19 protein-coding genes and 1 pseudogene are annotated in these 17528 nt (G+C 73.1%); 8 read left to right on the top strand and 12 right to left on the bottom strand.

Annotated features, from left to right (window positions below):
• Window positions 1–351, bottom strand: a complete 351-nt coding sequence (locus ACFY16_RS19270; protein ID WP_390648321.1) for a DUF6234 family protein — start codon at window positions 349–351, stop codon at window positions 1–3.
• Between the two features lie 295 nt (window positions 352–646).
• On the opposite strand from ACFY16_RS19270, the gene mptB reads away from it, so the two are divergent.
• Together mptB and ACFY16_RS19260 are read left to right on the top strand one after the other, a co-directional pair.
• Window positions 647–2050, top strand: a complete 1404-nt coding sequence (mptB, locus tag ACFY16_RS19265; protein ID WP_390648320.1) for a polyprenol phosphomannose-dependent alpha 1,6 mannosyltransferase MptB — start codon at window positions 647–649, stop codon at window positions 2048–2050.
• Window positions 2047–3423, top strand: coding sequence for a glycosyltransferase 87 family protein (locus ACFY16_RS19260; RefSeq protein ID WP_390648319.1), 1377 nt, complete (start codon window positions 2047–2049; stop codon window positions 3421–3423). The genes mptB and ACFY16_RS19260 overlap by 4 nt, the downstream gene beginning before the upstream one ends.
• A 59-nt stretch (window positions 3424–3482) precedes the next feature.
• Here ACFY16_RS19260 and ACFY16_RS19255 read toward each other — a convergent pair.
• Together ACFY16_RS19255 and rho are read right to left on the bottom strand one after the other, a co-directional pair.
• Window positions 3483–4316 (bottom strand): annotated as a pseudogene (locus tag ACFY16_RS19255) (D-alanyl-D-alanine carboxypeptidase family protein); the annotation flags it as partial.
• A gap of 122 nt (window positions 4317–4438) precedes the next feature.
• Entirely contained in the window at window positions 4439–5584 is a 1146-nt protein-coding gene (rho, locus tag ACFY16_RS19250) for a transcription termination factor Rho (protein WP_390648318.1), read from the bottom strand.
• A gap of 343 nt (window positions 5585–5927) precedes the next feature.
• On the opposite strand from rho, the gene ACFY16_RS19245 reads away from it, so the two are divergent.
• A complete protein-coding gene (locus ACFY16_RS19245) occupies window positions 5928–6335 on the top strand; it encodes a hypothetical protein (RefSeq protein WP_390648317.1) in 408 nt (135 codons plus the stop codon).
• Window positions 6336–6426: 91 nt separating this feature from the next.
• Entirely contained in the window at window positions 6427–7641 is a 1215-nt protein-coding gene (locus ACFY16_RS19240; RefSeq protein ID WP_390648605.1) for a cytochrome P450, read from the top strand.
• 254 nt (window positions 7642–7895) lie between these two features.
• Here the strand turns inward: ACFY16_RS19240 and ACFY16_RS19235 are convergent, their stop codons facing one another.
• Window positions 7896–8294, bottom strand: coding sequence for a nuclear transport factor 2 family protein (locus ACFY16_RS19235; protein WP_390648316.1), 399 nt, complete (start codon window positions 8292–8294; stop codon window positions 7896–7898).
• Between the two features lie 96 nt (window positions 8295–8390).
• On the opposite strand from ACFY16_RS19235, the gene ACFY16_RS19230 reads away from it, so the two are divergent.
• The gene (locus ACFY16_RS19230) at window positions 8391–9119 is read left to right on the top strand and encodes a class I SAM-dependent methyltransferase (RefSeq protein WP_390648315.1); all 729 of its coding nucleotides are present in this window, start codon (window positions 8391–8393) and stop codon (window positions 9117–9119) included.
• 259 nt (window positions 9120–9378) lie between these two features.
• Here ACFY16_RS19230 and ACFY16_RS19225 read toward each other — a convergent pair whose 3' ends face one another.
• The 5 genes from ACFY16_RS19225 to ACFY16_RS19205 all read right to left on the bottom strand — a co-directional run bounded on the left by ACFY16_RS19225 (window position 9379) and on the right by ACFY16_RS19205 (window position 13075).
• On the bottom strand, window positions 9379–9783 hold the full coding sequence (locus tag ACFY16_RS19225; RefSeq protein WP_390648314.1) for a nuclear transport factor 2 family protein: 405 nt from the start codon (window positions 9781–9783) through the stop codon (window positions 9379–9381).
• Window positions 9784–9793: 10 nt separating this feature from the next.
• The gene (locus ACFY16_RS19220; RefSeq protein ID WP_390648313.1) at window positions 9794–10762 is read right to left on the bottom strand and encodes an acetylxylan esterase; all 969 of its coding nucleotides are present in this window, start codon (window positions 10760–10762) and stop codon (window positions 9794–9796) included.
• A gap of 112 nt (window positions 10763–10874) precedes the next feature.
• Window positions 10875–11462, bottom strand: coding sequence for a hypothetical protein (locus ACFY16_RS19215; RefSeq protein ID WP_390648312.1), 588 nt, complete (start codon window positions 11460–11462; stop codon window positions 10875–10877).
• Between the two features lie 259 nt (window positions 11463–11721).
• Entirely contained in the window at window positions 11722–12477 is a 756-nt protein-coding gene (locus ACFY16_RS19210; RefSeq protein ID WP_390648311.1) for a ferredoxin reductase, read from the bottom strand.
• Window positions 12470–13075, bottom strand: coding sequence for a sulfite oxidase-like oxidoreductase (locus ACFY16_RS19205; RefSeq protein ID WP_390648310.1), 606 nt, complete (start codon window positions 13073–13075; stop codon window positions 12470–12472). The genes ACFY16_RS19210 and ACFY16_RS19205 overlap by 8 nt, the downstream gene beginning before the upstream one ends.
• A gap of 229 nt (window positions 13076–13304) precedes the next feature.
• On the opposite strand from ACFY16_RS19205, the gene ACFY16_RS19200 reads away from it, so the two are divergent.
• The gene (locus tag ACFY16_RS19200) at window positions 13305–14231 is read left to right on the top strand and encodes a zinc-binding alcohol dehydrogenase family protein (protein WP_390648309.1); all 927 of its coding nucleotides are present in this window, start codon (window positions 13305–13307) and stop codon (window positions 14229–14231) included.
• On the top strand, window positions 14228–14959 hold the full coding sequence (locus ACFY16_RS19195; protein ID WP_390648308.1) for a GNAT family N-acetyltransferase: 732 nt from the start codon (window positions 14228–14230) through the stop codon (window positions 14957–14959). Before ACFY16_RS19200 ends, ACFY16_RS19195 begins: the two co-directional genes overlap by 4 nt.
• 91 nt (window positions 14960–15050) lie before the next feature.
• Here the strand turns inward: ACFY16_RS19195 and ACFY16_RS19190 are convergent, their stop codons facing one another.
• Complete coding sequence (locus tag ACFY16_RS19190; protein ID WP_390648307.1) at window positions 15051–15464, bottom strand: MarR family winged helix-turn-helix transcriptional regulator; 414 nt, start codon at window positions 15462–15464, stop codon at window positions 15051–15053.
• A 213-nt stretch (window positions 15465–15677) separates the two neighbouring features.
• Between ACFY16_RS19190 and ACFY16_RS19185 the strand changes: the two genes are divergently transcribed.
• Complete coding sequence (locus ACFY16_RS19185) at window positions 15678–15842, top strand: hypothetical protein (RefSeq protein ID WP_390648306.1); 165 nt, start codon at window positions 15678–15680, stop codon at window positions 15840–15842.
• Window positions 15843–15857: 15 nt separating this feature from the next.
• Here ACFY16_RS19185 and ACFY16_RS19180 read toward each other — a convergent pair whose 3' ends face one another.
• Together ACFY16_RS19180 and ACFY16_RS19175 are read right to left on the bottom strand one after the other, a co-directional pair.
• Window positions 15858–16226, bottom strand: coding sequence for a hypothetical protein (locus ACFY16_RS19180; protein ID WP_390648305.1), 369 nt, complete (start codon window positions 16224–16226; stop codon window positions 15858–15860).
• Window positions 16227–16374: 148 nt separating this feature from the next.
• Entirely contained in the window at window positions 16375–17265 is an 891-nt protein-coding gene (locus ACFY16_RS19175) for a hypothetical protein (RefSeq protein WP_390648304.1), read from the bottom strand.
• Between the last annotated feature and the right edge of the window lie 263 nt (window positions 17266–17528).

Below are 17528 nucleotides of genomic sequence, written 5' to 3'. Positions count from 1 at the left end.
TCAGGAGCCCTGGCTCCCGGTCAGCGCGACCGCCGCGACGAGGAGGAGGGCGAGACCGGCGAGGATCTGACCGAGGGCGGTGAAGTACGCCCGGCCTCTGCCCGCCGCCACCGCCGTCGCCGGCACGACGACGCCCACGACGGCGACGTACACGCCGGACTCGGTCATGCTGACGCCGGAGTTGTCGGCGCCGGTGTCGAAGAACTCGTAACCGGCCGCCTCCAGGCCGGCGAGGTACGCCCGGAGTGCCGCCCCGGCGTCCACGGCGAGCAGCACGACGGCGAGGAACACGTCTGCCACCGGATGCAGGTGGTCGCGTCGCGGGGTGGGCGGTGTCGGTGCCGTCGTCATGGCACCAGCGTGCTTCCGGCGCGGCCCGGGTCCTGAATACGGGTACTCAACTCGGTGGCCTCGACGCGGGCATGACCGGACGGTCCGCCTGACGACCGGCTCGCGGTTTCGGCCCCGCCGTGCGCGGCTCCTGACCGCGGGGCGCCCGGACAGCTCTCGACTCGGCCGGGCAGGTACCCGGGCCCCGGGCTCGTCCGACGGCACCGGGGCACGCTCACGCGGCGGTCACACGCAGGCCGCCGCACGGCAGGCGGTGCGTCGTCTTCCGGCCATCCGGCGTTGACACGCTGACCGAGTGTTGGCCAAGGCTTTCCCCGTGGATCTCCGCCGCTGCCAGGCTCTGGGCCTGGCCGGTACCGCCGTCCTGGCGTTGGGCGGTGAGACGGCCGGTGCCCTGCCTGCTCGGGAACTGCCGGCCCCGTCCTCGGTCCAGGCGGCCCTCGGCCTGGTCGGCGTGTACTTCGGCGTCGTCCTGCTGATAGCGGCCTGGGCGCTGCTCGGGCGCCTCGTCCGCAGCGCCGATCCGCCGACCCCGCGCGCCCTGCTGCTGGTCCTCGCCGTCTGGGCGGCCCCGCTGCTGATCGCGCCACCGCTGTTCAGCCGGGACGTCTACAGCTACCTGGCCCAAGGGGCCATGGTGGACGCCCACATGGACGTCTACACGCACGGGCCCGCCCAGCTCGGCGGCCCGCTCGCGGACGAGGTCGCACCGCTCTGGCGGCACACCGCGGCCCCCTACGGCCCGGTGTTCCTCGGCGTCGCCTCCGCGCTGTCCGGTCTCACCGGGGGCGAACTCCCCGCCGGGCTCCTGGGCATGCGGCTGGTCGCCCTGTTCGGCGTGGCCCTGATGGCGGCCGCGCTGCCCCGCCTCGCCCGCCACAGTGGCGCCGAACCGGCCGCCGCCCTGTGGCTGGGCGCCCTCAATCCGCTCGTACTGCTGCACCTGGTCGCGGGCGCCCACAATGACGCGATCATGCTCGGTCTGCTGGGCCTCGGCCTGGTCGCGGCGCTCGGCGGGCGGCCGCACCTGGGTACCGTGCTGATCACCCTCGCGGCCCTGGTCAAGGCGCCCGCGGCGCTCGGACTCGCCGCGGTGATCGTGCTCCAGATCCGATCGGGCCGCCGTCCGGCACGCGCCGCCCTGACGACGACGGCCGCCTCCGGCGCCACCACGGTCGCCGCGACGGCCCTCGCCGGCACGGGATACGGCTGGACAGGCGCGCTGGACACCCCGGTCTCCCCGCACAACTGGGCGCTGACCAGCCTGCTCGGCAGCGCCACCGGCGCCCTGCTGAAGCGGCTCGGCAGCGACCTGGCGCCGCTGGCCCTGCCCGCCTGGCACGTGCTCGGCCTCGCGCTGACCGGGGCCGTCGTCCTCGCCATATGGTGGCGGCTGCGCCCGCACCCCGTGTACGCGCTCGGCCTGAGCCTGGCCGCCGTGGCCGCCTTCGGCCCGGCGATCCGTCCCTGGTACGCGCTGTGGGGCCTGTTCCTCATCGCCGCCGCCGCGCCCAGCGCCTCGGTACGGCACCGGGTGGCGGCCGTGACGGCGGTACTGGCACTCGCCGTGCTGCCCAGCGGCGGCCCGGCGGACATCGGGCAGCTGGTGCTGGCCGTCTCCGGCGGCGCACTCGCGATGGTCGTGCTGTGGCAGGCGCACCAGGCGGCGCACGCACCGGCCCTGGGACGTACGGCATGAGAGCGCCCCGCACCGACGCCGCCCGGCTCCTCCTGGTCCTGGCCCTCGTCACCGCCGTGACCGTCTTCACCGCGACGGTCCCGCTGCTGCGCGACTGGTTCGACCTGCGCGTCTACCACGGCACCGTCGACAGCTGGGTCCATCACGGCGGACGGATCTACGACTACCGGGTGCCGGGCACGACATACGGCTTCACCTACCCGCCGTTCGCGGCGGTCGCCATGCTGCCGATGGCCCTGTTCGGCCTGCACACCGCGATCGCCGTCGCCCTGCTGCTGAACCTGCTGGCGCTGGCGGCGGCGCTGCGCATGCTCACCGGCCGTGCGTGGCGCCGCCACGGCTGGTACGGCTGCGCCGTCGTCCTCTGCGCGCTGGCCCTGTTCGAACCCCTGCGCGACACCGTCAGCTTCGGTCAGGTGAACCTGCTCCTGCTGGCCCTCGTCCTCGCCGACGGATGGCTGCTCGCCACCGGGCGGGGCCGCTGGGCGGGTGTGGGCATCGGCCTGGCGGCGGCCGTCAAGCTGACGCCCGCGCTGTTCATCGGTCTGCTGCTGGTGGCCCGCCGGTGGCGTGCGGCGGCGGTGGCGACGGCGGTGGCGGCCGCGGCGACGGCACTGGCCGCGTGGGTGGCCCCGGACGCCTCGCGTTTCTACTGGACCCGGGCGATGTGGGACACGACGCGGGTGGGCCGTCTCGACTACGTCTCGAATCAGTCCCTGCAGGGGATTCTCGCTCGCGCGGGTATGCCGGACCGCGCGGTCTGGGCGGCGGCGGTCCTGCTCGTCCTGGGCGTGTGGGTGCTCCGGTCCCGCCGGGCGGTGGCGGCCGGCGACTGGCAGGCGGCCTTCGCGCTCACCGGACTGACGGCCTGTCTGGTCAGCCCGATCACCTGGGTGCACCACCTGGTGTGGCTGCTGCCGTCCTTCACGGTCCTCGTCCGCGCGGGGCACCAGCGTGTCGCGGGCGCCCTGTACGCGGTGCTGTGCAGCAGTGTGGTGTGGCTCTGGTTCGACGACTCCTCCGGCGTGGACGGCTTCCTCGGCGGCAACGCCTACGCGTGGATCACGCTGGGCCTGCTGCTGTGGCTGCCGGCCGGTCAGACCCGGGACGTACGGGCGCCCTTGGACCGCAGTGCCAGTGCCACCGCCCCCGCGCCGAGGCCCGCGGCTCCCGAGATCGCCCAGGTCTCCGGCCAGCCCGGCCCGCCCTCGGGAGCGACGGCCGCGGCGACCGGCAGCGCGACGGGGGCGGCTTGCGGCTTGACCCGCAGCGCGTCCAGCGACCCCACGGGATCGACCCGCCCGGCCGCCGCGAACCCCCAGTCGAGCAGCTCGCGCGCCTCCTCGTACACGGCGAGGCCGCCGTCCGCCTGAGGGTTCATCACCGTGACGACCAGGGTGCGCCCGCCCCTTTTCGCCGCGGCGACGAGCGTGTTGCCGGCGTTGCTGGTGTAGCCGTTCTTGACGCCGATCAGCCCCGGGTAAGGCTCCACACCGTCCTCGCCGGTCAGCAGCCGGTTGGTGTTCTCGATCTCGTACGACCAGCCGCCGCCGGCCGGGAACCTGGCCTGGACCGTGCGGCAGTACCGGGCGAACTCCGCGTTGCGCAGCCCTGCCCGCCCGAAGACGGCCAGGTCGTACGCGGACGACACCTGGCCCGGGGCGTCGTAGCCGTCGGGGGAGACGACATGTGTGTCGCGGGCGCCGAGGGTGCGGGCCTTGGCCTGCATCAGGGTGGCCGTGGTGTGCCAGCCCCCGCTGAGCGCGGCCAGTACATGCACCGCGTCGTTGCCGGAGTTGAGGAACACGCCGTGCCACAGATCGGCGACCCGGTACGTGTGCCCTTCGTCGACCCCGACCAGGCTGCTGCCCGGCCCGATGCCCGCCAGCTCCTCCCCCTTCACCGTGTGCCGGATTCCCGCGGGCAGGATCGGCAGCACCGTCAGGGCGAACAGGGTCTTCAGGGTGCTGGCGGGTGGCAGTTTGCGGTGTGCGTCGTGCGCGGCGAGCACCGCGCCGCTGCGGGCGTCCGCCACCAGCCAGGACAGCGCGGAGACGTCCGGGACCTCGGGCGCCCCTTGGTGGGGCCGGACCTGCGTGCCGGACCGCTGAAGCGGATCCGGCCGCACCGCCGTCCGCGACGGCCCCGGCGCCCCGGGATCCGCTTCGGCCTCGGCGGCCGCAGCGACGGGCGTGAGGGCGATGACGCCCGCCACACAGAGCGCGCAGGCCGACAGGGCAGTCCGGGATGAGAATCCGATTGTCATACCGCAAACGTAGGAACGGACCGGCCCGGGGGCGCGCTGCCAGGGCCGAACGCGACGCGCGAGCACCCGGATGCCGCACGCGGGGTGGCGGAGCGACGTCCGAGCCGCTCTGGGCCGCCGCCTCAGCCGGTGGGCAGCGTCGGCTGGATCCGCCGCAGGAACGTGGCGTTGTCGGGGGTCGCGCGCAGGTGTTCCAGGAGGGTCTCCAGGTTCGCGTGACCATCGCGGGTCTGCAGGGCCCGGCGCAGACCGCGCGTGGTCGTCAACTCGGCCGGGGAGAGGAGGAGTTCCTCGCGGCGGGTGCCGGAGGGGTTGATGTCGACGGCCGGGAACAGACGTCGGTTCGCGAGGTCGCGGTCCAGGCGGAGTTCCATGTTGCCCGTGCTCTTGAGCTCCTCGAAGAAGAGGTCGTCGGCACGGGAGCCGGTCTCCACCAGCGCCGTGGCGAGGATGGTGAGCGAGCCGCCCTCCTCGGCCAGGCGGGCGGCGCCGAAGAGCCGCTTGGGGCCGTGCAGCGCGGCCGCGTCGACACCGCCGCTGAGGGTGCGGCCGCCGGCGGAGGCGGCGTTGTTGTGCGCCCGGCACAGACGGGTCAGCGAGTCGAGGAGGATGACGACGTCCTCGCCGGCCTCGACGAGCCGCTTGGCCCGCTCGACGACGAGCTCGGCGAGAGCGATGTGCTGCTTGGGCGTCCGGTCGAAGGTCGAGGCGTACACCTCGCCGCGTACGGAGCGCCGCATGTCGGTGACTTCCTCGGGGCGCTCGTCGAGCAGCACCACCATCAGGCGGCACTCCGGATGGTTTCCGGCGACGGCGGCGGCGATCTGCTGGAGCAGCACGGTCTTGCCGGTCTTGGGCGGGGCCACGATGAGCCCGCGCTGGCCCTTGCCGACGGGGGTGATCAGGTCGGCGACCCGGCCGGTGAGCCCGGAAGCGGGGTGTTCCAGCCGGAGCCGCTCGCGCGGGTGCAGCGGGGTGAGGTCGTGGAAGTTCCGGCGACGGCGCAGCTCTTCGGGCGTACGGCCGTTGACGCGCTCGACCTCGGTCAGTGCGCGTCGGTCGCCGCGCGCGCCTTCGACGAGGTCGCCCTTGCGCAGGCCGTGTCGGCGGATCAGTGCGGGGGAGACCTGGGTGTCGTCGGACGTGGGCAGGCAGTTCGCGGCGCGCAGGTACCCCTTCCCGCCCGCGTCGATGTCGAGGACACCGGTGACGGTCCGGGGGGCGGGGGCCTGCTGCTGGAGGGGAGGGTGTTCGAGTGTGGTGGTCATCAGGGGCGGTCCTTTCGAGGACGGCAGGCGTGAGACATGCGGAAGGAAGGGGAGGGGCCGCGAGGGGGAGGCGGTCGTGCGCGCCTCCTGGCGACGGGAACAGCACCTCGGGCGGGGCGAGAGCGCCTGCGACAGCAGAACCGATCTGCTCACAAGGTGATGCTGGGAAGCTGTCGCGCCGACCGGGAACCGGCGGGGCGGATCAGCGAAACGAAGAGAAACGGCACCGGCGCCACAAGGGGGCGTACACAAGTGCTGACTGCACTGTACCACGCTCGTCGCGCACGAGCCCGTCATCCCCGGACTGCTGCCCGAGCCCGAACGACTTCGCACGCACGCCGAGTTGGACGAGATGCGCGCCGTCTTCGAGCGGGACGGCTGGATCGCCGGGGTGCGGAAGATCGGTCACCTCCTCGGCATCGACCCCGCCCGTCAGCAAACCGAACCCGGCGCCCGGCTCGCCCCGTTGGATGCCTCCCGCGAACCCGACTTCACCTTCTTCATCAAGTACGACACCCTGACCATGCGCCACGCCGAGCTCACCGCCGACGAACTGACCGCCCTGAAGGCCGGCCCCGTCCGCATCGTGCCCGCGGCCGGGCTCACCACCCCGCGCACCGTCTTCGACCACCGGTGCGCCGAGGAGCCGGCCGCCGGACTCGGCAGCCGGCTCGTTCACTTCCCGGGTGGCCACAACGGCAACATCACCCACCCCAAAGGCTTCGCCGAGGTGCTGCGCGACAGCCTGTGAACAGGCAGAATCGATCACCGCACGGCGTCGAAACCGCCCCTCCGACCAGGAGCCACCAGTGGACAACCGGCCACCCGCCACGCCCCACCGCATGGACCCCTCCGGCGGCTGCCCGCACGCCGACAACGCCCGGCTGCTCGCCCGCGGTGCCGTCGCCCCGGTAGTCCTGCCGGGCGAGATCGAGGGGATGGCCGTCCTTGGTCACGAGGCGCTCAAGGAGTTCCTCGCGCATCCCGAAGTCGCCAAGAACGCCGGCCACTTCACCGCACTGCGCGAGGGACGGATCGGGGCGGGCTGGCCGTTGCTGACCTTCGCGGCCGTGCCGGGCATGACCACCGCCGACGGCGAGGACCACCGCCGGCTGCGGTCCCTGGTGAGCCGGGCCTTCACCACCCGGCGCGTAGAGGAACTCAGGGGCGGAATAGAGGAGTTGACCGACTCGCTCCTCACCGGACTCGACCGGGCCGCCGATGGGGACGGCGGCGTCGCCGACCTGCGCCGGCACTTCGCGATGCCGCTGCCGATGGGGGTCATCGGCGCACTGTTCGGTGTCGGCACCGAGTACCGCGACCGGCTGCACCACCTGTCCAGCCAGGTGGTCGCGACCGACATCCGCCCCGAGCAGGCCGTCGCCGCAAACCGTGAACTCGTCGCCGTCCTGTCCGAGATCGCCGCCGCCAAGGCCGAGCGGCCCGGCGACGACCTCACCAGCGCGCTGATCGCGGCCCGGGACGAGGACGGTGACCGGCTCAGCCGGCAGGAACTCATCGGCACCCTGGTACTGATGATCATCGCCGGGCACGAGACCACGCTCAACCTCATCACCAACGCCGTACGGGCCCTGTGCGGCCATCGTGACCAGCTCGACCTCGTCCGGCAGGGGGCGGCGGACTGGAGTGACGTCATAGAGGAGACCCTGCGCTGGGACGCGCCCGTCAGCTACTTCCCGTTCCGTTACCCCGTGCGGGACCTGACGCTCGACGGCACCGTGATACCCAAGGGCACGCCCGTCCTCGCCGGTTACTCCGCCGCGGGACGCGATCCGGCCGCGCACGGGCCGGACGCCGACCGCTTCGACGTCACCCGGCCCGGACGGCCCGGAACCGTGCGCAGCCTCTCGCTCGGCCACGGCGCCCACTACTGCCTGGGCGCCCCGCTGGCCCGGTTGGAGGCCGGCATCGCGCTGGAACGGCTGTTCACCCGCTTCCCGGACCTCGACCTCGCCGTGCCCGAGGCCGGACTCTCCCGCCACTCCAGCTTCGTGGGCAACAGCGTACGGACGCTGCCGGTACGCCTGCGCCCCTGAGCGGCAGACCGGCCATACCAGCCATACGAACGCCCGATGGCCCTTCGGCGACGCATTTCTGTGGCACAGGAGCCGGAATCGGAAGGGTCGCGGCCCAGGTATTCGCGGCAGAGGGCGCACTTGTATTCGGCTGTGACATCGACGAGGGCAGCGCGGCGGAAACCGTCGAACTCGTACGGTCGTCGAATCCGGCACGACCCACACGGGCGCCATCACGCTCACGGTGGCCGGAGAGCCGGCGGAGGCGCGCTGAATCAGACGGAGCGCGCCTCCGCCTCCTTCGCGATCTGCTCGAACCGCGCGCCCATGGCCGCCGCCAGGGCCTGCGCGCCGGACATCGGGCGCACCATGACCGTCAGTTCGTCGATCAGGCCGTCCTCGTCGACGTGGATGAAGTCGCAGCCGGTGATCTCACGGTCGCCCACCCGCGCGGCGAAGACCAGCGCGTGGTCGCGGCCGTCGGTCCCGGTGAGCTCGCGCTCGTAGCGGAAGTCCTCGAAGACCTGTGCGACAGCGCGCAGGATCGCGGCGGTGATCGCCCTGCCCGGATACGGCTTGAACACGACCGGGCTGGAGAAGGCGACGTCCTCGGCGAGCAGCGCCTCTACGGCGTCAAGATCGCCCGCCTCGACCGCCTCGCGGAACGCGCGCATCGGATCACCTCATAGTCAATTAGTTGAGTAGAGGTGGATCAGGGTAATCACCAGCGGTAAGCGTGTCCATGGACCGGTTCCTCTAGGCTGACCCTGATGTTCAGCCCAGAAGGTCCCACCCTGCGCGAACTCGCCGTCCAGGCGCTGTCGTCCGTCGAGCGCGGCTACGACCTGCTCGCGCCGAAGTTCGACCACACCCCGTTCCGTACGCCGGACTCCGTGCTCGACGCTGTGGCGTCCGCGCTGGAGTGGACCGGGCCCGTCGACGACGGACTGGACCTGTGCTGCGGGACGGGCGCTGGGGTGGACGTACTGGCCCGGGTGTGCCGGCGCAGCGTCACCGGCGTCGACTTCAGCGCGGGCATGCTCGCCGAGGCCCGCGGGCGCACGCCGGGCCCGGAGCCTCGCGTCGCCTGGGTCCGTGCCGACGCCCGAGCCCTGCCGTTCGGCCCCGCCTTCGACCTCGTGGTCAGCTTCGGGGCGTTCGGGCACTTCCTGCCCCGTGAGCTGCCGGGGCTGTTCGCCCAGGTCCACTCCGTGCTGCGGCCCGGCGGCCGCTTCGTGTTCCCCGTGGTCGCCCCGCCCCGCCCGTCCTCGCCGGCGTTCTGGATGCTGTGGAGCTTCGACGCGGTCATGCGGGTGCGCAACGCGGTGTGGCGGCCGCCGTTCGTCATGTACTACCGCGCCTTCCGGCTCGGGGACGTACGCCGGGAGCTGGAGCACGCCGGGTTCCGCGTGGACCTCCAGGCGCTCCCCGAGTTCGGGCGACGGCGCGACGGAAGCCCACGCGTCCGGCTGGTCACGGCCGAACGGCCGCTCTCCTAGGAACCGTGGCCGCGGCCGGGGCGGCGCACTCGGGCCATCGCCTCGGTCGCCCGGTCGTCTCGGCCGGCTGACCGTCAGCCCGCCGGGGGCAGCGTGAACCCCCCCGGTGGAGAACCACGTCACCGCCGTACGCCGGCCGCGGCCGGCGGCATCGGCCGACTCGTAGCGGTGCTCGGACATCGTCGTCCGCCGAAACCCGGGCCGTGACGCTGCGACCCGGGCCCCAAGAACACGCCGACTGGTCGGACCGGGGGGAAGGTCACCGGAAGAACAGCCGGCCGGCCGGCTCCTGGTTCCCCTCTGCCGTATGCCAGTAGTCGCGGGTCTCGATGGCGCGGCCCGCGCCGTCGAAGCGCACGAAGACGCAGCCGGCGAGGGTGGACGGCGCACCGTCCTGCTCCGCCAGCACCCGGAACTCGGCCACGGCGACACCGTCCTGCCCGACCACCGGAGCGGAGAACCGCACGTCGGTCACCCGCTCCCCGGCGAACGACCGGCGCAGATACGCGGCGAGTTCGTCCCGGCCGCGGTGCGGCTCGCGGAACGGCATCGAGCGGTGGACGCAGTCCTCGGCGTACAACTCGAGGAGCGCCGCCACGTCATGCGCGGCCCAGGCCCGTGTCCAGACCGCGACGAACCGCTCCGCGGCGGCGCGTGTCTCCACCCGGCACTCCTCAGACGTACGACCGCAGCCAGCGCAGCTTGGCCGCCTCCTGGTAAGGGCCGCCGCCCTCGTGGTCGTTGAAGTCGTACACCTCGATCGTCTTGTCGTCGTGCGCCCACGCGTTGAAGGCGCCGAAGACGGTGGAGGGCGGGCAGGTCTGGTCCTCCAGGGCCGCGGAGAACAGGGCGGGCGCGTTGCCGCGGGCCGCGAAGTGCACGCCGTCGAAGTAGGACAGGGTGCTCAGCGCGTCCTCGGTGCGGCCGCGGTGCGTCTTGAGGTAGAGGCCGATCTCCCGGTACGGGTGGCGGTCCGTGATGGTCGCGGCGCGCGGGTAGTCGCACAGGAACGGTACGTCCGGGGCTATCGCGGCCAGGTCCGGGACCAGGCCGCCCACGGCGATGGTGATGCCGCCGCCCTGGCTGCCGCCGAGTGCCACCGTCCGGGCGGCGTCGGTCAGCGGGTGCGACCGGGCGGCCTCGACGGCGCGCACGGCGTCGGTGAACACCCGGCGGTAGTAGTAGTTCTCGGGCGCGTCGATGCCCCGGGTCATGAAACCGGGGTACGCGGGCGCGCCGCCCACCGGGTCGGCGGTGCCGCCACCGCCGCCCCAGGCGCTGCCCTGGCCGCGGGTGTCCATGATGAAGTGCGCTCGGCCCGTCGACGCCCACAGCAGGTGCTCGTGCGGCAGACCGCGCCCGCCGCCGTACCCGACGAACTCCACCACCAGCGGCAGCGGCTCCTCGGCCCCGGCGGGCAGCGTCAGCCAGCCCTTCACCGGGTGGCCGCCGAACCCGGCGAACATCACGTCGTGCACGCGCACCGTGGCCAGACCCGTGTCGACCGGCTCGAAGCGGGCGTCGAGGTCGTGCTCACGTGCCTCCTGCAGCGTCTTCGACCAGAACGCGTCGAAGTCCTCCGGCTCGGTGGACTCGCTGCGGTACTCACGGAGCTCGTCGAGAGGAAGGTCGAACAGGGCCATCTAGGACCGCCTTCGGTGAGAAGGGAGCGTGCGGATGATCACACCGTACGTGCCCCGGGGGAGCGTGCGCCAGGCCCTGTGAAACGGTTCAAATCGCCGGCCGCCGGTGGCGTCACGCCGGGTGCCGCCGCGTCCACTCCGGCTCGGTCCGCGCCCAGTCCCGCTCCCACTCGGCCAGCCGGTGCCGCATGGCCACGCGGCGGACCGCACCGTGCCCGAGGAGGACGAGGGCCACGGCACCGCCCGTGGCGCAGGCACCCATGGTGAGCGTGTGCTGCCAGATCGCCGACTCACCCGGCGGCGGGACGACGTTGCGGCCCCGCGCGTCGAACCAGACGTCGACCACGTCACCGTGCCGAGTCCCGTTCGGAACGCGCGCCGTGGCCGTCCGCACCTTGCCGGCGTCCTCCGTCCAGCGCACGGTCACGCGGTACGTGCGCTGCGGGCTGCCGTCCGCGGAGGGCAGCGTGTCGGGTATCTGCCCGGTCACCTCGGCGCGCACCCGATGGCGTTCCGCGCGCTGGGCCGCGGCGAGCGCCCGCGCCTGGTCGTGCGCCCACCAGGCGGCGGCCGCCCCGGCCAGGGGCGCGCCCACGAACAGCAGGACGGCGACGACCAGCGCCGTCCACACCTCGATGACATCCGAACGCCGCCGCAGCGCACTGCGCCGCAGTCGCCGGAGGCGCACCCGGGTTCGCATGTTCGACCGACCTCCTCGCCGTCAGCGGAGCCGAGGGGACGGAAGGAGCCGTACCGGCGGCCGGTGCGTCACTCCTTCCGCACCACGTGCGAGAGTCACACGGGTTACGTACCCCGTCCGCGCGACATCGCTCAGCGTGGCCGGCCCGCGACGGAGCACGACGGGCGGTGCGAGCCCCCTGACCGGCCGTGCGCGCGCCGGGTCCGGCCCCAGCCGAAGCGTTCGATCCGGATCTCAGCGGCAGCGTTCGACCGGGCTCTCAGCCGAAGCGCTCGATCCGGATGCGGTCCACGGGCTGACCGGCCTCGACGAGCAGCCGCGAGGCGTGCTCGGCGAAGGCGTTGGAGCCGCACACGTAGGCCTCCCACCCGCCGTCGGGCCACTCGGCCAGGAGCGGCGCCACGTGGGCGGCGGTCATACGCCCCACCCCTACTCCCGCGGGCGCGGTCCGCGTGAACACGGGCGTGGTCTCCGCGCCGTACTCGCGGCCGTAGATGAGCTCCTCGGGGCCGCGAGCCGACACCAGCAGCCGCAGCGGCACCGACAGGCCCCGTTCCCGGTGGTGCCGCACCATCGACATCAGCGGTACGACGCCGGAGCCGGCGCCGATCAGCAGGGCGGGCCGGTCGCCGGGCCAGGCGAAGAAGCCGCTGAGCGGTCCGCGCACCTCCACCTGGTCACCGGGCCGGGCCTCGGTGTGGAACCAGCCGGACACCTCGCCGCCCTCGACGTGGTCCAGGGTGAGCTCGATGTGCCCCGAGTCGTCCGGCGCGGACGCGATCGAGTAGTGGCGCTGAGCGAGGTAGCCGTCCTCGGCGGTCAGCCGCAGCATCAGGTGCTGTCCGGGCAGGTGCCCCGCCCAGGCGGGCACGGCGAACCGGAACGTGGCCGCGCGTGGGGTCTCCCGCCGGATCTCGGTGAGCGTGGCCGTCTGCCACACCGCCGCCGCCCGGTTGCTCACGGCGATGCGGCCGGGCACCGCGAAGCGCGTGGAAGGAGTGAATGTCTCAGTCACCGGAGTACCGCTGCTCCTCCCAGGGGTTGCCGCGCGCGTGGTAACCGTTCTGCTCCCAGAAGCCCGGCTCGTCGTGGTCGAGCAGCGTCAGGCCCGCGATCCACTTGGCGCTCTTCCAGAAGTACAGGTGCGGCACCAGCAGCCGCGCCGGACCGCCGTGCTCGGGGCTCAGCGGTTGCCCGTCGTACTCGAACGCGATCCAGGCGCGCCCGCCGGTCAGGTCCGCGAGCGGCAGGTTCGTGGTGTAGCCGGTGTGCGAGTAGGCGACGGCGTGGGTGGCCGACGCGTGCGGGCCCACGGCCGCCAGGAACGCGTCCAGCGACACACCCCCGAACCGCACCCCGAACTTCGACCAGCTCGTCACACAGTGGATGTCGCCCTCGTAGGCGGACGCCGGCAGCGCGTGCGCCGCCTCCCAGTCCCAGGTGCGCGGCCGCTCCACCAGACCGTCCACGCGGAAGGTCCAGTCGGCGGGCGCGAGGTCCGGCGTGACCTCGGCGGACAGCACGGGCCAGTCCTCGCCCGCGTCGTACTGGCCGGGTGGCAGCCCCGGATTGTGGACGCGTGGGCGCCCGGTGAAGCCTCGGGTGACGTTCATGCGGGTGGTGCCTGCCTACGTGCTGACGCGTGCGGATCGCTTACGTAGTCAACCGTACGTGCATGTCAGAGATGCCCCGGCACCGGTCCACCCCTCGATCATTAAGGCCGTATGAAGTCTCCGGCACCCCGGGAATAGCCGCCCGGCGCTCTCCCTTGCACGATGCGTGCCCGCAACCGGTCGACCCGCACGACCGGTGAGCCGGCGACAGCGAAGGAGAGTGGAAGCAATGCCGAAGGCGTACGTCTTCACCAGGTACGGCGGTCCGGAGACCGAGGCGCTGGTCGACGTGGACCGGCCTCGTCCGGGCCCCGGCCAGGTTCTCGTCGCGGTGCGCGCGGCGGGTGTGAACCCCGTCGACTGGAAGCTCCGCACGGGCTTCCGCCGGCCCGGCGAGACCGCGGAGCCGGTGTTCCCCACCGTCCTCGGCAGCGAGGTCTCCGGAGTCGTCGAGGAGGCCGGCGAGGGCGTGACCGGCTTCGCCGCCGGTGACGAGGTCTTCGGCAACACGGCGGCCGGCGGGTACGCCGAGTACACGCTGCTGCCGGCCGCGCTGACCGCGCACAAGCCGGCCGGCCTGTCCCACACCGACGCCGCCACGCTGCCGGTCGCCGCCGCGACCGCCTACGACGGCGTCCGCCAGCTCGACCTGCCCGCCGGGGCGACCCTCCTGGTCACGGGCGCGGGCGGCGGAGTCGGCTCCGCAGCCGTGCAGATCGCCCGCGCCCTCGGACTGCGCGTCGTCGGCGTCGCGAGCGAGGCCAAGAAGGACTTCGTCGAGGCGATCGGCGCCGTCCACGTATCCGCCGGGCCGGACTGGGCCGAGCGGGCCCGCGCCGCCGCGCCGGACGGTGTCGACGGCGTCTACGACCTCGTCGGCGGCGAGGTGCTCGCCGACGCGGCGGCCCTGCTGACCGACCGCGCCAAGCTGATCACCGCCGGGGCATCACCCCAGGAGGTGGAGAGCCTCGGCGGCTCACGCGTCGAGCGGGCGCGCACCGCGGCCGTGCTGGCGGCGGTGGCGGACCTCGTGGTCGACGGCTCCCTCGACCCGCATGTCACGCAGACCTTCCCCCTCGCACGCGCGGGCGAGGCGCTGCGCACCGTCGAGGAGGGCCACGCCCGCGGCAAGGTCGTGATCGAGGTGGCCATATGAGCATCCCCGAGCAGACGCGGCGGCACGTCCTCGACAACCCCGCCCTCGCCTCCCTCACCGGCCCGCACGCCCACTTCGCCGAGCGGCGCGGCCGGGTGCTGCGCTACCCCGTCGACGTCTCGCCCTGGCTGGCCCTGCCCGACGAGCCGGACGCCGGCGACTGGGCGGACCTCGCGGCGCTCGCCGGCCCCGGGGCCGAGGTCCCGCTCCCCGGTTTCCGCGGGCAGGTCCCGTCCGACTGGGAGATCACCTTCCAGATGGAGGGCGTCCAACTGGTGGACGACGGCCTGGCCGCCGCGCCGGATCCGGAGGCGGTCCGTCTCGGCCCCACCGACGTACCCGAGATGCTCGACCTGGTCGCCCGCACCCAGCCCGGCCCTTTCGAGCCCCGCACCATCGAACTCGGCACCTACCTGGGCATACGGCGGGACGGCGCCCTCGTCGCCATGGCGGGGGAGCGGCTGCACCCGCCGGGCTGGACCGAGATCAGCGCGGTCTGCACCGACCCCGCCGTCCGCGGCCAGGGCCTGGCCACCCGCCTGATCCTCGCCGTGGCCCACGGCATCCGCGAACGCGGCGAGACTCCGTTCCTGCACACCGCCGCCGGCAACACGGGCGCCATCCGCCTGTACGAGTCCCTGGGCTTCCGGCTCCGGCTCAGAACCGCTTTCCTGGCGGCACGGGCACCGGAGCGGCTGGCGGAGGGGCGGACGGTGGCTGTTTCGTAGGGCAACGGGTTGCGCTGCTCGGGCTTGCGGAGCCCGGCAGCGGACCCGACCGGTCGGAGGGACGCCCGGTTGCCTCGGAGGCGGGGGTCGATCAGGCGTTGTAGCGCTCGAGGTACCCGGCGAACCGTTCCAGATCGTCCTCCGGCCAGTCCGCGAGCCGTTCACGGAAGGCGGCCCGGCGGCTCTTCGTGACCTGGAGGAGGATGCTGCGGCCGGCGTCCGTCAGATGGAGGACCTGGACGCGGTGGTCCTCCGGGTCCAGCCGACGCTCGATCAGGTCGGCGCGCTCCAGGGCGGCGACCTGGCGGCTGACGGTGGACTTGTCGAGGGCGTAGTGGGCGGCGAGGTCGGTGGCCCGGCAGCCGTCCATCTCCTCCAGATGGCCGAGCAGCGTGTACGAGACCAGCGACAGCTCGGGGTGCATGCGGCCCGCCGAGGCGCGGGCCCGACGGGCGAAGATCGTCATCTCTCGCTGGATGGTCTCCACGGCCTCGGCTGCTGTCACTGGATCTCCCTCACGTTTCCGGTTGCATAATACAACTGGAGGGGAGTCGCAGGTGCGGCGCTGCCGGCGCCGCGGCCGACCCGGATCGCCCCGGTCGCCGTCCGCCGTACCGCCTGGTCGCGGTAGCGCCCGATCGAGGACGAGCAGGCGACCGCCGCGTTCCTCGATACTGCCGCCAGGGAGGGGTCGACGGCGTGGGCGAGAACCGCGGGCGTGCAGCATCGGCAGCCTGTTCGCCGCCAAGGGCATCCCGGCGCGGCCGGCATCGGCCTGCCGTACGAGGGGCTGCACGGCGTGGACGGGAGCGTGCGGCTCGCGGGGCTGCCCGCGTCCACGCCGTCCAGCGAGAGGGCCGTGCTCGGCCCTCTCGGCGTCTGACAGGCTCTGGCCGCCCTACCTGCTCTTCAGTCGGACGTGCAGCTCCCTCTCCTGGTCGCCCGAGGCGGTGCTCAGGTCCTGCACGGTGAACAGGGAGTCCAGGGTCAGACGGAACTGGTCGATCGCCCAGTAGCCGCCCTGCACGTCGGCCGTGACGGACCCGGCGAGCCGGCCCGGGCGGTCGCAGTGGTGGGTGTCGGCCACGTCGAACGTGCCGAGCCACACCATGGGACGTGTTTCGTGGAGCTGCTGCGGCACGTCCTCGGCGCACCGGTCGGACTCGAAGCACGCGCACAGCGTGTCGAACACGATCCGGGCGTCCTCCTTGCTGCAATCGCTGATTTCCACGGAGATGGATTCCGGGTGCGGTCCTTTGCTGTGCATCGTGATCGCTCCTCTCGTGACCGGGCTGCGGTACCGCGGGTTCCCCGCGACACCGCACCCCACCCCAAGAAAAGCACCACCTTCCGGGACAGACCACCGCGAGACCGTCGAGAGGCCCCCGGGTGCCCACCGGCGGTGCTCGCACTCGCTAACCGCGCGTGAAGCGGTACGTCTTGCTGTCGGTCAGCACGCAGAAGCCCGGGGAGACGACGACCACCCGCAACGTGCCCGTACGGCGGTCGTAGTCGATGCCCTCCGCCTCGAACGTGCCCGAACAGGAGCTGCGCAGCGGCAGCTGGCGCAGGGCGGTGACGTGGCCGGAGACGTCGGCCGTGCCGTTGGGCTCGGCCGACAGGTCGATCTGGAGCAGCGGCTTGGTGATGCCGAACAGGGTGCCCGCCGGGTCGTCGGAGGAGCACAGCAGCCGGGTCGGGCTCGAGAAGTCGCAGCCCTGGACGTCGCGCACGGCGTGGTCCAGGTTCACGGTGGAGGCCTGCGGGAGGTTCGCGGAGGGCGAGGTGCCCGGGTTGACACCCGGCGTCGGGAAGACCAGGAGCCGGCTCATGGTGCCGTACTCTCCCGCCAGCATCCACTGGCCGCCGGGCGAGATCGCGGCCCATGAATTGTTCAGTGCCTCGCCGGCGCCGAGGGTGTGCACGTACTCCGACCGGCCGCCGCCCGGCGCCTGCACCCGGAACATCTTCGTGGTGCCGGAGTCGCGCTGGTAGGGCTCGATGTAGTAGCCGTCGTAGGAGGCGTCGGGGTCGCCGACGTGGTTCCAGCCGCGGCTGCTGACGTCGACGGGGATCGTGCCGATGCCCGTGTAGTGGTTGGGGCTTCCGGCGGGGACCTCGACCGAGGTCAGGCCCTGGCTTTCGGTGAACGGGTCGGCGCGGTCGGAACCGATCTCGGTCCAGGTGTCGGCGGCCGCGGCGGGCGGGGCGGCGGACAGCGTGACGACGGTGGCGGTGGCGAGGGCGACCAGACTCGTCAGGGCGGCGTGACAACGCTGCCGGGCGGGACGCGGGCGCAGGGGCATCGGGCGGCTCCTCCGTGGGGGGACGCGTTCGGCGGACAGTCTGGCGTGACATTGTGGTCATGTACAGGCCAATACGGGGGAACGCCTGTACCCCCGTACCGGAACAGCCGGTGTCCGTTCGGCGACCCATCGCGCTCGGCCGGACACGCCCCGCGTCACCGGCTCCAGGCGGACGATCGGTGCGTGTCGAGGGATGGTGGAGGAGGGCGCCGGTGGCGTAGGAGAAAGGGTTGAGCGCGACAGAACAAGGGGAGTCGGCACGG

This window comes from Streptomyces sp. NPDC001315 (assembly GCF_042896175.1).
Classification (GTDB): domain Bacteria; phylum Actinomycetota; class Actinomycetes; order Streptomycetales; family Streptomycetaceae; genus Streptomyces.
This window is presented reverse-complemented; position numbering and strand designations above follow the sequence as displayed.

Coding starts and splice junctions, on each gene's coding strand:
- ACFY16_RS19270 (WP_390648321.1), bottom strand. CDS start 351: ATGACGACGGCACCGACACCGCCCACCCCGCGACGCGACCACCTGCAT.
- ACFY16_RS19260 (WP_390648319.1), top strand. CDS start 2,047: ATGAGAGCGCCCCGCACCGACGCCGCCCGGCTCCTCCTGGTCCTGGCC.
- rho (WP_390648318.1), bottom strand. CDS start 5,584: ATGACCACCACACTCGAACACCCTCCCCTCCAGCAGCAGGCCCCCGCC.
- ACFY16_RS19240 (WP_390648605.1), top strand. CDS start 6,427: ATGGACCCCTCCGGCGGCTGCCCGCACGCCGACAACGCCCGGCTGCTC.
- ACFY16_RS19235 (WP_390648316.1), bottom strand. CDS start 8,294: ATGCGCGCGTTCCGCGAGGCGGTCGAGGCGGGCGATCTTGACGCCGTA.
- ACFY16_RS19230 (WP_390648315.1), top strand. CDS start 8,391: ATGTTCAGCCCAGAAGGTCCCACCCTGCGCGAACTCGCCGTCCAGGCG.
- ACFY16_RS19220 (WP_390648313.1), bottom strand. CDS start 10,762: ATGGCCCTGTTCGACCTTCCTCTCGACGAGCTCCGTGAGTACCGCAGC.
- ACFY16_RS19215 (WP_390648312.1), bottom strand. CDS start 11,462: ATGCGAACCCGGGTGCGCCTCCGGCGACTGCGGCGCAGTGCGCTGCGG.
- ACFY16_RS19205 (WP_390648310.1), bottom strand. CDS start 13,075: ATGAACGTCACCCGAGGCTTCACCGGGCGCCCACGCGTCCACAATCCG.
- ACFY16_RS19200 (WP_390648309.1), top strand. CDS start 13,305: ATGCCGAAGGCGTACGTCTTCACCAGGTACGGCGGTCCGGAGACCGAG.
- ACFY16_RS19195 (WP_390648308.1), top strand. CDS start 14,228: ATGAGCATCCCCGAGCAGACGCGGCGGCACGTCCTCGACAACCCCGCC.
- ACFY16_RS19180 (WP_390648305.1), bottom strand. CDS start 16,226: ATGCACAGCAAAGGACCGCACCCGGAATCCATCTCCGTGGAAATCAGC.
- ACFY16_RS19175 (WP_390648304.1), bottom strand. CDS start 17,265: ATGCCCCTGCGCCCGCGTCCCGCCCGGCAGCGTTGTCACGCCGCCCTG.